Source organism: Brevibacillus humidisoli, from assembly GCF_020923435.1.
GTDB classification, from domain to species: Bacteria; Bacillota; Bacilli; order Brevibacillales; family Brevibacillaceae; genus Brevibacillus_E; species Brevibacillus_E humidisoli.
Window position 1 is genome coordinate 1,691,979 of the sequence record NZ_CP087263.1, and the last position, 14,610, is coordinate 1,706,588.

A 14,610-nucleotide genomic window follows, 5' to 3' on the forward strand; every position below is an offset into this window, starting at 1 on the left:
CCAGTGTTGCTGGTGTGGAAAAGATGCCGGAGGGAGCGAAGCAGGTTGGAGCAGATCAATCCAGGTAGAAGTGTCATTAGGAAAGAGAAGGACCAGATGTTGCAACTACAGCACGAGCGGGCGCCTGTACGCATTTATCTCTCTCCACCGCACCTGTGCGGGCGGGAGCAGTCGCTTCTCAACGAAGCATTGGCCTCCAACTGGATCGCCCCGCATGGCCCGCAGATTGAGTCATTTGAGCGAGAACTGGCGGGGTATACCGGAGCGGCGGGTGCCATCGCTCTCCAATCGGGTACGGCGGCGATTCATCTCGCGCTTCGTCTTGCGGAGGTAGGGGAGGGTGACACTGTATTATGTTCTACCCTTACATTTGTCGCCAGTGCCAATCCTATCTTGTATCAGCGGGCAGAGCCCATTTTTGTCGATTCTGAGCCCAATTCCTGGAATATGTCTCCGGCAGCCTTGGAGCGTGCTTTAGCAGATGCCGTCCGCTCAGGCCGACGGCCCAAAGCCGTCATTGTCGTCAATCTGTACGGACAATCAGCAGACATGGACCCAATCCAGGAGTTGTGTACGGCCTACCGAGTGCCGCTGATCGAAGACGCGGCAGAGTCACTTGGCGCTACCTACCAAGGCAAGATGAGCGGCACACTGGGCCGCTATGGAATCTATTCGTTTAACGGCAACAAAATCATCACCACCTCTGGCGGCGGGGCGCTGGTCAGCGATGATCTGGAAGCGTTGGAGCAGGCCCGCTATTGGGCGACACAGGCCCGTCTGCCGCTACCATACTACCAACATGGTGAACTGGGTTACAACTATCGCATGAGCAACTTGTTGGCAGCAGTAGGGAGAGCCCAACTGAGCGTAGTGGAAGAACGAATTTTAGCGCGGAGAAAAATCTTTGGCAGGTATCAGGAGGAGTTGTCGGAGATCCCAGGCGTCGATTTTATGCCGGAAGCGGCTTACGGGCGCTGCACCCGGTGGCTGAGCACTGCGACCATCGACGAACGTCTTTCTGTCAAACCGGCTGAACTGATCGAAGCACTGGAAGCAGACAACATCGAGGCTCGTCACGTATGGAAACCGCTGCACCGGCAGCCGCTGTTTGCAAACTGTCCGTATTACCCGCACAGCGAGCGGGAGAGCGTATCGGACCATCTGTTCTCCAGCGGAATCTGTCTGCCTTCCGGCTCCAATCTGACTGACGATGAACAGACCAGAGTGATAGCCTGCTTAAAACAGGTGCTGAAGCAAAGAGGGTGAAGGGAGCAGATGATAATGTACGACTATCGGATGATAAGCAGACTGTACCATGCAGCAGGTTCAGCCTTTTTTCTGTTTTATCCCGATCAACTGACACAAAACGCATCACGCCTGCATGATGCATTCGCTAGACGATACGAACAGGTTGCGATCGCTTATTCCTACAAGACCAATTACCTGCCGTACCTGTGTACGGAAATGGATAGGTGGGGAGCGTACGCGGAAGTCGTATCCCGCTTGGAGTATCAGTTGGCCGAAACAATCGGGGTAGAACCTCAAAGGATCATCTTTAATGGTCCACTCAAGGATCTGGATGACATCTGCCTAGCCTTGGATAACAAGAGTATGCTTCATCTGGACTCGTTTTATGAGATTGATCATGTCAAGCACTATCGGGAGATACGTCCAGATCAACCGATCAGGGTAGGACTGCGGGTCAATTTTGATCTGTCTAAAAACGGCCACAGTCCCCTGCAAAATGGTTATCAACGGAGTCGCTTTGGCTTTTGTGTGGAAAATGGCAGCCTTCGAGAAGCAATCAGTCGATTGCGTCAAATCCCCAACCTCACAATTAATGGCCTGCACGCCCATTTCTCGACTAATCGCAGTCTCGAAGTCTACGAGCGAATCACCAGCCACCTCTGTCAGTTGGGACGGACATGGTTAGGCCAGGAACTGGAATACATCGATGTGGGGGGAGGCTTCTACGGACCTCTGCCAGACTCGTTTGGGGTGGATGATCCGCCCTCATTTGACGACTATGCACGTGTCATCTGCGACACGGTAAGCCGACAGTTGACTTCCTATGGCCTGACTCCGCTTTTAATACTGGAACCGGGTGTTTCGCTCGTCGCTGACACGTTCCACTTTATTTGTCAGGTTATCGATCTGAAACAGATTGGCGATCAGACGTTCGTTCTGGTAGATGGGAGTGTCCACAATGTGAAACCTACCATGCACAAAAAACCGCTGCCCGTTCAGGTGATCCGTCAGAACAACAACGATAATCGTCAGAGCGAACAGCTTTTTCACGTTGTCGGTTACACCTGCATGGAAAAAGATTATCTGAGTGAAAATTGTTTGGCGCCGCTGCCTCAGCCAGGCGATTTTTTGCAATTTGGACATGTTGGTGCCTACACGATTGTGTTTCAGCCCCCGTTCATCCGGGAACGTCCTCCGATCGTGGCGGCAAGCGATGGAGGATATCTTTTAGTCAGGAAAAAAGAGAGGTTTGACCAGTTCTTCCCCGATCAGCTGCGGGAGTATCATCACGAGCTGCTGTTGCGTGATGTGCGTAGGGGGGTTGATGATGAATATTCTGCTCTGTAGTGTCGGCCGGCGGGTCCCAATCGTCGAGTACTTCTGTCGGGAGTTGGCAGGCAGCGGCAAAGTAGTGGCTGTCGACTGCAGCCGTTATGCTCCTGCCCTCTACGTCGCCGATCATTACGAAATCGTTCCGGCAATTGACGACCCCGCTTACCTCCCTGCTTTGCTGAAGATCTGTCGGCGGCATCGGATTCGTGGTGTGCTCTCCTTGATTGACCCAGAGCTGTCGCGGCTTTCTGCCGCTCGGGATGTTCTGCAAGAGGAAGGTGTGGAGTTGGTCGCTTCCTGTTATGAAGTGAATGAACTCTGCCTCGACAAAAAGGCGATGTATGATTTTCTGACCAAACATGCGCTGCCCGCTGTTCCTACCTATGATCAGCTCGACGAGATTTTCGATGCCCTTGATAGCGGCAAACTCTCTTTTCCCTTGCTCTGTAAGCCGCGATGGGGGAGTGCCAGTATCGGCCTCCGACGTATCGACTCTCTCCAGCAGTTGGACAGCCTGTGGTCCGATCCATCCCATCCGCATCTGGTTGTACAACCGTTTCTTACCGCTGCGGAGTACGGAATCGATGCGTACGTCGACCTTCACTCCAGTGAGCTCATCTCCATGTTTTGCAAGCAAAAAATCAATATGCGTGCCGGTGAAACGGATAAAGCAGTTTCGGTTCATAATCAATCGCTTGAGCAGTTAACGACAGATTTGCTGTACGCGCTGCCGCTCAGAGGACCGATCGACATCGACTGCTTTCAAACCGATACGGGCTTCGTCATATCCGAGATCAATCCGCGCTTTGGAGGGGGATATCCACATGCTTACGAATGCGGTGTCAACTTTATCCGACTAATCCTCCACAATCTTGCCGGGATAGCCAACGTGCCCGGCGATTGCCGCACATATCCCGATGGAAGCATCATGGTCAAGTATGAGCAGATCCGGTTGCTGTAAAAAAATGCTGCTCATAAGAAAGGACGAAGGACATAAGTCCCAAATGGCTGGCATAGATAGAAAGTAAAACGAGTTGGGACGTGTTTTTATGGGTTATCGACAAAGGCTGCTGTTCATGGGGTTGTCGGATGTGGCAATCGTTAGTCTGGCTGTTGCAATCGCTTATCTGGTATTGTCCGATCTATTTCGAATGTTTGACTCCCTTGTGATGTTTTACATACTGATTGGGCAAATCGGCTTTGTGATCGGTCTGCTTGCTTGGACAGAAATGTATCGCCCCGTGTTTAAGTACGCCAGTTATACGGAACTGATCGCAATCATCAAATCCGTCACAGTGGCAGAAGTATTGTTTTTTTGCTCTACATCGGTTGTACAGTATGCATTGTCGCAGATAGCCATTCCGCCGTCCTTCTATCTGATCTCATGGTCTTTTACGATTATTGGCATTGGTGGGTCCCGTTTTATCTGGAGGGTAGTGAACGACACCTACCGGAGACGAAAACCTCGTCGATACAGGACCTTGATTGTCGGGGCAGGGAATGCAGGAGTGTTAGTAGCGAGAGAACTGACATTGTCGGGCGAATCGGACTATCTGCCCGTCGCTTTTGTCGATGATGATCCCAGAATACTGAACCTGCATGTGTATGGACTACCTGTTGTTGGCAAACGGATCGATATTCCGGAAGTGGTTAAGCGGTATGCGATTGCCAAGGTGGTGTTGGCCATGCCGTCTGCTCCGAAGGAGACCATTACGGATACACTTGCAATATGCAAAGAGTGCAACGTGGAAGTAAGGATTCTGCCGCGCGTCTCAGACCTCCTTTGCAGCGATGTATCGATCAAGATGATCCGGGAAGTGAAGATAGAAGATCTGCTCGGCAGAGAACCGGTACAGCTTGATCCGCTTAAAATTTCCCAGTATCTGAGAGAGGAAGTCGTACTGGTCACCGGGGCTGGCGGATCGATTGGCTCGGAACTGTGCCGTCAGATTGCCTCATTTGGACCGCGCAAGCTGCTGCTGGTTGGAAGAGGTGAATACAGCATCTTTCAGATAGAGCAAGAGTTGAGCGGCAAGTTTCCAACTGTCGAACAGGTGGCCATTATCGCTGATATCAAAGACCGCAAGCGGATTCGGGATGTGATGACGACTTATCGACCATCCGTTGTATTTCATGCCGCTGCTCACAAACATGTTCCCTTGATGGAGTTGAACCCGGAAGAAGCGGTGAAGAACAACATCTTCGGGACGAAAAACGTTGCTGAGTGCGCCGTGGAATGCGGCGTAAGCAAGTTTGTGCTGATCTCCACCGACAAAGCGGTCAATCCTACCAGTGTGATGGGAGCTACCAAACGGATAGCAGAGATGTTGATACAAGGACTCAACGATCAGTGCGAGACGAAGTTCGTCGCTGTGCGCTTCGGTAACGTACTTGGCAGTAGGGGGAGTGTGATTCCGATTTTTAAGCGGCAGATCCAGCAAGGAGGCCCACTGACCGTCACCCATCCAGAGATGATGCGCTTTTTTATGACAATCACAGAAGCGGCACAGCTGGTGATTCAGGCTGGTGCACTGGCCGAGGGAGGTGAGATTTTTATCCTCGACATGGGCAAACCAGTCAAGATATCCGATCTGGCTCAGGACTTGGTCCGCCTGTCCGGACTTGTGCCTCATCAGGATGTGAGGATCGTCTACACTGGCATTCGTCCGGGAGAGAAGCTGCGTGAGGAACTGCTGACCAGCGAAGAAGGGATGGGCGCAACGAATCACGACCGTATATTCGTCTGTAAACCGACTGGCCACTATTGGCCTGTTCTTTCAGAGCAGATCAAGGAGTTGGAGATGGTGGTCACCCGCACTGATTATCACTGCAGCAAACATGATATTGTCGGAATGCTGCAGCAGATTGTTCCGACCTATCTGCACAATGGCCGACAGGGGGAGCCAGTGCCTGAAACGGCAGCCAACCAGAGTGCGCTTTCACTCCCTTCCCTGCGGTTTGATCAACCACAAGTAGAAGTGTCCGCCAAGTGACGTACTCCAGAACGGTTACCCGGCGTCAGGCCATTGACGCTAAGCGGCGTACCCAAAAGGTTCGTTTGCTGCGTTTCGCAGTTAGCTTGCTGCTCCTGCTGCTGGCGGCGATTGCTGCTTATCTGTACAGCTTCTATTACACGATCAAGCTGACGGCCGATCGAGTGTACCAACCACTCGACACCTCACCGACCGTGAGGCACAACAAGATGCCTATCCTTGTGAATGCAAAGCCGATTACGATACTGCTTTTTGGAGTGGATCAACGGGAAAATGACAGAGGGCGTTCCGATACATTGCTCCTCGCTGCCGTTCATCCTGCCAAAAAGACGACGCTTTTGGTCAGTATTCCGCGAGACACCCGAACCGAGTTGGTCGGACGTGGGACTTTAGACAAAATCAACCATGCGTATGCGTTCGGTGGAACGGAGATGACCATCAACACCGTACAGGCGTTTCTTGACATTTCGATTGATTACTATGTGTCTGTCAATATGGAAGGATTTGAGCAACTGATTGATGTCTTGGGTGGGATAGAGGTGCAGAATCAGACGGCTTACCAATATTGGGGATACCAATTCCCGGTGGGAACGATTCACCTTGACGGGGAAAGGGCGTTAGCCTACGCCAGGATGCGTTATTATGATCCCGCCGGCGATTTGGGACGGAATTTGCGGCAGCAGCAGGTGATCAAGGCGATTCTTGATAAGGCAAAGATGTCGCTGGTGACAAATAACCATGAGATTCTTGAGCGGATTGGGGCAAGCGTGAAGACCAATCTACACTATGAGGAATGGAAAGAAGTGATCGGGCGCTATCGGCCCGCTGCTGAAAACGTAGAGACGGATCAGTTGCGGGGAAGCGGCAAGGTCATCGATGGCATCTACTACTACATCGTAACACCAGAAGAGAGGGCGCGAGTTCATGACCGTTTTGAAGCGTTTCTGCTAGAGGATACGACAGAGCGGCACTGGCCTCTTGGAGGGGCAGTCCCGTGATCAATTATCTGCACCGCCTGCTTAACAGAGAACGGGACAGATGGAGGAGCGACCATGACTACGCTGAAGTGATGCGCTCCTCTACTGCCGCTTTCCTGTTGCGGTTTCTCTCGTTCGCTTTGATCTACCTGCTGCAGCTGCTGATCGCCCGAGTGTATGGCGCCGCAGAAGTAGGTGTGTTTCATCTGACCGTAACCATTCTCACGATCGGAATGGTGTTGATCTCAGCAGGAACGGACACCTCATTGATCAGGCTGATACCGGAGTTGCGTACAGAGGGATCGAGTCATCTGATCCCACATTTGGTCAACAAGGTGATTGCCGTCACTTCGATCGCAGCCGTCGTTGCGGGGATTGGGTTGTGGGCCAGTGCCGAATGGCTGGCGAGGGCAATCTTTACCGATGACCTGCTTATCGTGCCGCTGCAGATCGCCGCCCTACTGCTTCCCTGTGTGCTGCTGACACGACTGTATGCCGCTGCGTTTCGCGCCGAAAAGAAGACATCTTCTTCGATCTGGTTTGAAGTGTTGGCGATCCGTGTGCTGCACATTTCTGGACTGTTATTGATGTTGCTGCTCTTTCCGCTCGATTCGCTTTATGTGATGTACACGTATGGGCTGGCCGTTACAGTGACTGCGCTCTGGGGAGCGATAACGTGGCATCGGAAGGCAGCCGGTTCACAGGACAGCAACTCACACGGAATGGTGAAAGAGGGGGCAACCACTACTTCAACCAGGATCGAAGTACACCAGATCTTGTCTCTGTCACTGCCGATGTACCTAAGTTCTTCAATGGTACTGCTCATGGACTGGACGGACACCCTTCTGCTTGGCGTATTTACGACTCCAGAGATTGTTGGCATTTACAGTATCGTCCTCAAGTTGTCCCTGTTAACCAGTTTTTCCTTTGCCTCGATCAATACGATTTTGCTGCCCAAGTTTTCCGAGTTGTACTGGAGTGGTGACGTCACTCGTCTACAGAAGTTAGTCGGTACATCCAATCGGCTGTTGTTCTGGACTTCCGCTCCGATGCTTATTGGTTTGGCATTCTTTGCCGAGTCGTTTCTCTCTCTGTTTGGAGCGGAATTTGTTTCCGGAGGTCTCTCTCTGCTCATCTTGTGCGCAGGCCAGTTTATCAGTTCCATGACCGGCAACGTGATTGCTCTGCTCAATATGACGGGGCATCAGCGGCGGGCCAGAGATACGCTGCTGATCTCAGCTGCTGTCAACATTTTGGGCAACTGTCTGCTGATCCCGATTTGGGGGATGACAGGGGCGGCGGTTGCCACCTCCCTTAGTATGGGAGTAAGAGACCTGCTTGCGACCCGTTATGCATCACGCGTATTTGGTTTTCGGACATGGTACCTGCCGACACCTATCAGAAGGCTTGTCCCGATTACCCATTCGACAAGCGGTGAAAGGCGGTGAACAGATGTGGGAAATCAGTATCCGACATTGGCGATCGACGATGAACGTTGGTTAGCCAGACGACGACAGGTGCAAAAACCATGGGACAGGGAAGAATTCTGGTCATTTTACGTGACGCGGCGTCTTTCCATCTACGTTAGTTGGTGGCTTGCCCAACGGACGGCAGTATCGCCTAACTCCTTGACCGTAGCTGGCATTCTGAGTGGACTGACCGCGGCGGCCTTCTTTATGGCCGGTTCGGCAACATCCGTTCTGTTAGGCTGTTTTTTCTATCAGTTGGCCTATCTCTTTGATTGCTTGGACGGTGAAGTGGCTCGATTCAAGGGAAAGACAAGCAGCGGCGGTTTGTGGCTCGATATTGGACTAAACTATGCGCTATATATCAGCTTTTTTGGTATTGTCTACGGTCTCTTCCACGATGCGGCTGGTGCATATCTCCTGTACGTGTCGCTGTTCGCCATCTTTGCCGAAATTATGGCTTCGGACGGATCGATGCTTGCTTTTCCACAGTCGAACGTGACCGCTCAAAGTGTCTCATCCCGTAAAAAAAGCAAGTGGCTGGACGGCGTAATCTTCCTCTTGCTCACGGCAACCGGTTTTCAGTTCGGATTGTTTCTGTTCGGCCTGATTTGGTTTGCAGCAGGCGTCAAGTGGCCGATTCTAGTCTGGACGTTGTACCACCTGATCATCGCAGTGCTCCGCGCGCTGTATAAAATCAAGTTAAACTTGGCTTATCTCAAATAGATGCCAGCTGCAAGTGGATCTGCTGTCTTGCATGAACAATGAGGGGGGCTTTCCATGAAAGCGGTACTGATGGCTGCCGGGATGGGGACGAGGGTTAGCAAGGAGATCAAGAGCATTCCGAAATGCACCGTTCGGGTGGGAGAAAAAACGCTGATCGAACACACGATCAGCCAGCTGCGAAGAAAAGAGGTAAAGGAGATCGCGGTCGTCGTTGGCTATCAAGCCAACCGCCTGTGTGATCTGCTCAAAGGGGAAGGGCTGCATATCTATCACAATCCGTTCTTTGATATGACAAACAGTATTGCCTCCCTCTGGTTTGCTCGCGAATTTCTCCACGGCGACGACTTTTTGCTGCTTAATGCCGATCTGTACATGGAGGAGAGAGTCCTGGACGAGATTTTGGCTGACGAGGCAAGCCCTGTTCTGTTCTCCGACGGGACGCGACGAAAGGAAGCAGACTATAAGCTGTCCTACCGCGATGGAGTCCTGCAAAAGCATGGGAAAGAACTGGACGGAGATGAGGTAACCGGTGAATATCTGGGAATCGCCAAGATTTGCCGTCCGTTTCTGCCGCTCTTCAAAGAGCGGATGGAGCAGTTGATCAACCGGCAGCAGCATCATTTGTGGTGGGAGAATGTGTTGTATTCTTTCATCGGAGAACGGGATGTATATGTAGAGGAGATCCCTCCCGGTTTGTTCTGGGCAGAAGTGGATACTCTGCGCGATTACGAACGAATTCTCGAGTATGCAAACAAGTTGGCGAAAGTATGAGGAGAAGAGAACTGGAGCAGATCGAGAAGCGAGGAATCCTGGTCATATCCCTTGACTTTGAACTGTACTGGGGGATACGGGATCAATGGCCCTTACGCAGTTGTCAGGAGATGCTGATCGGCGCCCGCAGAGCCGTTTCTTCCATCTTGGAGCTGTTTTCTGCGTATGAGATTCACGCCACGTGGGCAACCGTGGGCTTTCTGTTTTGTTCGTCTCGGTGGCAGCTGCTGCAAAGTTTGCCGGAAAGGCGTCCCCAGTACAATCGTCGGAGATTGTCGCCCTATTTGTACATCGAGGAGGAGCTACTCGGTGCAGACGAACAGGACGATCCGTATCACTACGCTCCATCGTTGCTGAGACAGATTCTCTCTACACCACACCAGAGGATTGGCACGCATACGTTTTCTCATTACTACTGTCTAGAAGACGGGCAAACGCTTGCCGACTTTGACCAGGATCTCACCTGTGCGGTCAAGGTGGCAGCCGCATCCGGGGTGCACTTTGAGAGCATTGTTTTTCCACGCAATCAGTGCAATCCTGCTTACTTGTCTGTTTGCGCTGAACATGGAATCCAATCGTATCGGGGAAATCAGCCGCATTGGCTGTATGAAGCAGCCAGTGAACAAAACGAGTCCCTGTTGAAACGGGGACTGCGCTTAGTCGATGCTTATTGCAATGTGTCAGGACATAACTGTTACCATCCTGCTCAACTGGTTGGTCAGATGCCATGCAACATCCCCGCTAGCCGATTTCTGCGTCCGTATGGGAGGAAGCTGGCTCTGCTGGAACCGCTGCGCCAGAGAAGAATCATGAAGAGCATGGAGCACGCCGCCCGTCACGGCATGATCTATCACCTATGGTGGCATCCGCATAACTTTGGCAACCACCTGCAGGAGAATCTCGATCTCCTGCGGAGGATTCTTGACCATTATGCCCATATGTCCTCAGCATATGGGATGATCAGCATGAACATGGAAGAGGTGGTAGAGTACCTTCAGGCTAAGTCTTATCCTTTCAGTGATTCCAACCATTCGGCATAACAGGAATCGCAGAGCGGCTCATCGTGCTCCCCATCGTGTTCATAAAAGGTCACATAGCGCACACGTTCACTGTCATGATCACAGTAATAGCAGGTAACGGACATTGCTTTTCCACCTCCTGAAAAATGACGGTCCCGCTTCACCGGGATCTTTTTTGTGTAGTGTGTCCCGTAAAACAGATATGCCATCTGGTAACTTTAGGGTGAAGAGAGACTGACGCTTCTCTTCTTGCGTGGTTTGTATGGGCGGGTGGGTGCCGCACTTTTCCTTTGCCTTTCGATCTTGTACTATTAAGGAGTAGTTAAATGGTAAAAGTATCAGGTACTATTTACATGGAAGGGAATCGCTGCTATGCTCACTATCCAAAATCACTCCGACACCGCCCTATTCGTCCTGCATGAAATCTATGGCATCAATCGCCATATGGAGCATGTGTGCAAGACTTTATCCAACCATGGATTTGACGTGTTTTGCCCTAATCTGCTCAACAGGGATCAGCCCTTTGACTACTGTGAGGAAGAAGCTGCCTACCAGCATTTTGTTCATCAGGTCGGTTTTGAAGCAGCAGCAAGGAAAGTGCGCTCTGTCATCGACAGCAGTCGCTCACGATACCGAAGAGTTTTTATCATTGGTTACAGTGTGGGTGCGACGATTGCCTGGTTGTTGAGCGGGGAGACGCTGCTTTGCTCCGGGGTTGTCTGTTATTACGGCTCTCGTATCAGGGATTATCTGGAGATTCAGCCGATCACCCCTGTTCTGCTTTTCTTGCCGCAGCAGGAAAAGTCGTTTGACGTGGGTCAACTGCTCGCGAAGCTTCGGGACAAGGAAAACGTAACCCCCCATCAGCTGCCCGGACTGCATGGATGCTCTGATCCCTTCTCACCTCATTACAATCAAGACGCGTATCGTCAGTCGTTTGAGAAAATGCTGCTTTTTTTGAATTGAGCTGATTTCAGGAGGGATGGAACATGGAGAAAGTGGAATATATTCGTTCCTTATTTGTGGGCGAGGATCCTGTTTTGGCAGATGTGCTCCAGACGATCAAAGAAAAAAACATGCCGCAGATCTCTGTCGCTCCCGAGTGCGGGAAGCTGCTCACGATGCTCGTACGGATTTCCGGGGCGAAGCAGATCCTGGAGATCGGTGCGCTGGGAGGATACAGCGGCATTTGCCTGCTGCGCGGTACACAGCCCGACGGCCGTCTCACCTCATTGGAACTGGAGCCGGAGTATGCAGCATTGGCCGGGGGGAACCTGCGTCGGGCTGGCTTTGGCGAGCAGGTGACATATCTGTTGGGGGATGCATTGGACAGCCTGGCCCGGCTAAAACAAGAGCAAAAACGATTTGACTTCTTCTTCATTGACGCTGACAAAATAAACTACCCGCAATACCTGGAGTGGTCGATTCGCCTAGCGAATCCCGGCGCTTTGATTGTAGCCGACAACGTCCTCAGGAACGGACGGGTCATAGATGAGACCAATCAGGATCCGGCGATAGAAGCGCTGCGCACGTTTAACCAACAGTTAGCTGACCATCCTCGCCTCGAGTCGCTCTTGATCCCGATCGGTGACGGGCTGGCAGTAGCCCGGGTCGGATAACAGCTGCGGCGATCCATCAAAACGATCGAAGGTACAAGTAAACGACCGTTTCCCGTGTAGGGGAACGGTCGTTTCACTTAGACATTGACTCCTGCATAGACTGTGATAACAGTCGTAACAAGCCAGTGCTGCAGTTGGGAAAGACGTGTGTTTAGACTACGGGAGGGATCGTTTTGTCAGGAATCAGGGTAGCGATTGTGGGGGTTGGAAATTGTGCATCTTCATTAATACAAGGGATTGATCATTACAAAAAACGTCGCGATGGGGATCATGTGGGATTGATGCACACCTCCATTGGCGGCTATGCACCGTGGGACATAGAGGTTGTCACGGCCTTTGACGTAGATCGTCGCAAAGTGGGAAAACCGCTGCATGAGGCGATTTTCGCTCCGCCAAATTGTACAAAAATGATCGCGGAACATGTGGAGCCCTCATCCGTGGTCGTGAAAAAAGGGCGCCTGCTGGACGGGTTCTCTAGTCATCTGCAATCCTATCCGGAAGCAAGACGGTTTGTTCTGTCGGAACAGCAGGAGTGTGATGTGGTTTCTGAATTAAAGGAGAGTGGAGCAGAAATCCTGATCAACTTTTTGCCGGTAGGAAGTGTAGAGGCAGTGGAGTTTTATGCCGAATGCGCACTACAGGCAGGTGTTGCTTTTATTAATTGCATTCCCGTTTTTATCGGTTCCGACCCGGACTGGGTATCCAGATTTGCACGAGCCGGACTGCCCATCATTGGCGATGACATCAAATCGCAACTGGGCGCCACCATTGTGCACAGGGTGCTAACCCGATTGTGTCAAGAGCGAGGGGTGCGAATCGACCGCACCTATCAGCTAAATATTGGCGGCAATACCGACTTTCTCAACATGGTAAATCGCGAACGACTCTCGCTCAAGAAAACATCAAAAACCGAGGCGGTTCAATCCCAATTGCACACACCTCTCACAGAGGAGAACATCCACATCGGACCCAGCGATTACGTGCCGTGGCTCGGCGATAACAAGATCTGTTATTTGCGGATCGAGGGAACCACTTTTGGCGGAGCACGAATCGATCTAGATCTTCAGATGAAGGTGGACGATTCTCCCAACAGCGCAGGTGTGGTAATCGACGTGATACGCTGCTGCAAGCTGGCATTGGAGCGAGGCGTGTCAGGGGCCGTGCCCTCTGTTGCCGCTTATACGATGAAACATCCGCTTGTGCAGTATACGGATGAAGAGGCAAGGGATCGGATCGAGCAATTTATTGCAGGAAACCTGGAAAGATAACCAGATTGCCTCGTCCTATTTGAGGGCGGGGCATCTTGTTTTCTGGCTTAGAGAGGGACAAGCGCCGTTTCCGTCTGCAACAAGGATTCATATAGTGAAAATACAAATGGCGGTGCCTGTAAGACAGCACAATCGACTCCTCCCAGCAGACGCGGCAATCAATTGCACCATTCCACAAACTTTTGCTCCAGCTCCTTTACCAGGTCTTGGCAGGTATATTGTGAAAGAGATCGTTCCCTCGCCTGGCTGCTCATCTTTTGCCAAGCAGTAGGATTGTGCAGCAGCTCTATCACTGCGTTAGCGAACGTTTCATAAAATAGGGGATTATGGTCAGGCAAGGAGTATATCAATCTACCTGTCTCGCCATCTCGAACAGTTGTCGTAAGCGCCCCCTGACTAGTAGCTACAGTGGGGGTTCCGGCAGCTTGACACTCCATAGAGGCCAAACAGAACATTTCATAAGGTCCATCACAAGGGTAGATGTGGATCACACTCGTTTTTTGCTCTTCGATCAACTGCTGACGGGATATGTTCCCTAGGTAATTGACGCCATCCAATCCTTTAAATAAATCCCGGTATTGTTCGATCCCAGGATCAAATCCCCACAGACTGTAATCCATGGTGATGACCAGAGATGCGTCAGACACTTGTTGTTTGATGAGGGTGTAAATATGCGGCACATGCTGCAGTCCTCTCTCCGGAGCAGAACAAAAGATTAATTTGTTTTTCTGTTTTGGTCGTACTTCCTCGTACTCATCAGCGTCGATTCCCAGACGGGCTTCATAGATCTTGCTGCGATCGATATGAAAAATGTTCTTCATGATTCTGGTGTGGAATGGGCTAATGGTAATGATTTTATCGATATAGGGCATGTCTTTCTCAACCGTATTGTCACCAGGATCGATACACCAGTGAATCTTGCAGCATGCTTTGACGGGGGCAGGTACTGCACAGCGAAAACTGATAAATACATCCCAATGCTCTTCCAGATTCAACCCGGAGTAGTGGCGATACGCTACCCGGTTGTATACCCCTTCACGGGAAGTGCTGTTGTATACCGTCACGTCATGTCGTTTGGCCAGTTCGCGGGTGATCCTGATCAGTGCCAATTGGGATCCGCCAACTCCCTTTGTTTCCAGATCACAATCATTCCAATCAAAAGAGGAGTCGTAATAAAAGGCGATTTTCATA

13 protein-coding genes are annotated in these 14,610 nt (G+C 51.4%); 12 read left to right on the forward strand and 1 reads right to left on the reverse strand.

Features of this window, described 5'->3' with window-relative positions:
• Positions 1–96 precede the first annotated feature (96 nt).
• From LOK74_RS08440 to LOK74_RS08495, 12 genes are all read left to right on the forward strand, one after another.
• On the forward strand, positions 97–1,266 hold the full coding sequence (locus tag LOK74_RS08440; protein ID WP_230046197.1) for a DegT/DnrJ/EryC1/StrS family aminotransferase: 1,170 nt from the start codon (positions 97–99) through the stop codon (positions 1,264–1,266).
• A gap of 9 nt (positions 1,267–1,275) precedes the next feature.
• On the forward strand, positions 1,276–2,595 hold the full coding sequence (locus LOK74_RS08445) for a type III PLP-dependent enzyme domain-containing protein (RefSeq protein ID WP_230046198.1): 1,320 nt from the start codon (positions 1,276–1,278) through the stop codon (positions 2,593–2,595).
• Positions 2,576–3,541 (forward strand): ATP-grasp domain-containing protein, encoded by a 966-nt coding sequence (locus LOK74_RS08450; RefSeq protein WP_230046199.1) that lies wholly within the window; start codon positions 2,576–2,578, stop codon positions 3,539–3,541. Before LOK74_RS08445 ends, LOK74_RS08450 begins: the two co-directional genes overlap by 20 nt.
• Before the next feature lie 88 nt (positions 3,542–3,629).
• Positions 3,630–5,573, forward strand: a complete 1,944-nt coding sequence (locus tag LOK74_RS08455; RefSeq protein ID WP_230046200.1) for a polysaccharide biosynthesis protein — start codon at positions 3,630–3,632, stop codon at positions 5,571–5,573.
• A complete protein-coding gene (locus tag LOK74_RS08460) occupies positions 5,570–6,571 on the forward strand; it encodes an LCP family glycopolymer transferase (RefSeq protein WP_230046201.1) in 1,002 nt (333 codons plus the stop codon). The genes LOK74_RS08455 and LOK74_RS08460 overlap by 4 nt, the downstream gene beginning before the upstream one ends.
• A complete protein-coding gene (locus LOK74_RS08465; RefSeq protein WP_230046202.1) occupies positions 6,568–7,998 on the forward strand; it encodes a flippase in 1,431 nt (476 codons plus the stop codon). The genes LOK74_RS08460 and LOK74_RS08465 overlap by 4 nt, the downstream gene beginning before the upstream one ends.
• Positions 7,999–8,004: 6 nt before the next feature.
• The gene (locus LOK74_RS08470; protein WP_230046203.1) at positions 8,005–8,742 is read left to right on the forward strand and encodes a CDP-alcohol phosphatidyltransferase family protein; all 738 of its coding nucleotides are present in this window, start codon (positions 8,005–8,007) and stop codon (positions 8,740–8,742) included.
• A gap of 54 nt (positions 8,743–8,796) precedes the next feature.
• A complete protein-coding gene (locus LOK74_RS08475) occupies positions 8,797–9,513 on the forward strand; it encodes a phosphocholine cytidylyltransferase family protein (protein WP_230046204.1) in 717 nt (238 codons plus the stop codon).
• Positions 9,510–10,553, forward strand: a complete 1,044-nt coding sequence (locus tag LOK74_RS08480; protein ID WP_230046205.1) for a polysaccharide deacetylase family protein — start codon at positions 9,510–9,512, stop codon at positions 10,551–10,553. The genes LOK74_RS08475 and LOK74_RS08480 overlap by 4 nt, the downstream gene beginning before the upstream one ends.
• A gap of 351 nt (positions 10,554–10,904) precedes the next feature.
• Positions 10,905–11,498, forward strand: coding sequence for a dienelactone hydrolase family protein (locus LOK74_RS08485; RefSeq protein ID WP_230046206.1), 594 nt, complete (start codon positions 10,905–10,907; stop codon positions 11,496–11,498).
• A 23-nt stretch (positions 11,499–11,521) separates the two neighbouring features.
• A complete protein-coding gene (locus tag LOK74_RS08490; RefSeq protein ID WP_230046207.1) occupies positions 11,522–12,151 on the forward strand; it encodes an O-methyltransferase in 630 nt (209 codons plus the stop codon).
• A gap of 173 nt (positions 12,152–12,324) precedes the next feature.
• A complete protein-coding gene (locus tag LOK74_RS08495; RefSeq protein WP_230046208.1) occupies positions 12,325–13,419 on the forward strand; it encodes an inositol-3-phosphate synthase in 1,095 nt (364 codons plus the stop codon).
• Between the two features lie 158 nt (positions 13,420–13,577).
• Here the strand turns inward: LOK74_RS08495 and LOK74_RS08500 are convergent, their stop codons facing one another.
• Entirely contained in the window at positions 13,578–14,609 is a 1,032-nt protein-coding gene (locus tag LOK74_RS08500) for a glycosyltransferase family 4 protein (protein ID WP_230046209.1), read from the reverse strand.
• Position 14,610: the final 1 nt, after the last annotated feature.

What these genes read in the sequence shown, in the direction of transcription:
- LOK74_RS08440 (WP_230046197.1), top strand. Translation starts at nt 97, where the DNA reads ATGTTGCAACTACAGCACGAGCGGGCGCCTGTACGCATTTATCTCTCT.
- LOK74_RS08445 (WP_230046198.1), top strand. Translation starts at nt 1,276, where the DNA reads ATGATAATGTACGACTATCGGATGATAAGCAGACTGTACCATGCAGCA.
- LOK74_RS08450 (WP_230046199.1), top strand. Translation starts at nt 2,576, where the DNA reads ATGAATATTCTGCTCTGTAGTGTCGGCCGGCGGGTCCCAATCGTCGAG.
- LOK74_RS08455 (WP_230046200.1), top strand. Translation starts at nt 3,630, where the DNA reads ATGGGTTATCGACAAAGGCTGCTGTTCATGGGGTTGTCGGATGTGGCA.
- LOK74_RS08475 (WP_230046204.1), top strand. Translation starts at nt 8,797, where the DNA reads ATGAAAGCGGTACTGATGGCTGCCGGGATGGGGACGAGGGTTAGCAAG.
- LOK74_RS08480 (WP_230046205.1), top strand. Translation starts at nt 9,510, where the DNA reads ATGAGGAGAAGAGAACTGGAGCAGATCGAGAAGCGAGGAATCCTGGTC.
- LOK74_RS08485 (WP_230046206.1), top strand. Translation starts at nt 10,905, where the DNA reads ATGCTCACTATCCAAAATCACTCCGACACCGCCCTATTCGTCCTGCAT.
- LOK74_RS08490 (WP_230046207.1), top strand. Translation starts at nt 11,522, where the DNA reads ATGGAGAAAGTGGAATATATTCGTTCCTTATTTGTGGGCGAGGATCCT.
- LOK74_RS08500 (WP_230046209.1), bottom strand. Translation starts at nt 14,609, where the DNA reads ATGAAAATCGCCTTTTATTACGACTCCTCTTTTGATTGGAATGATTGT.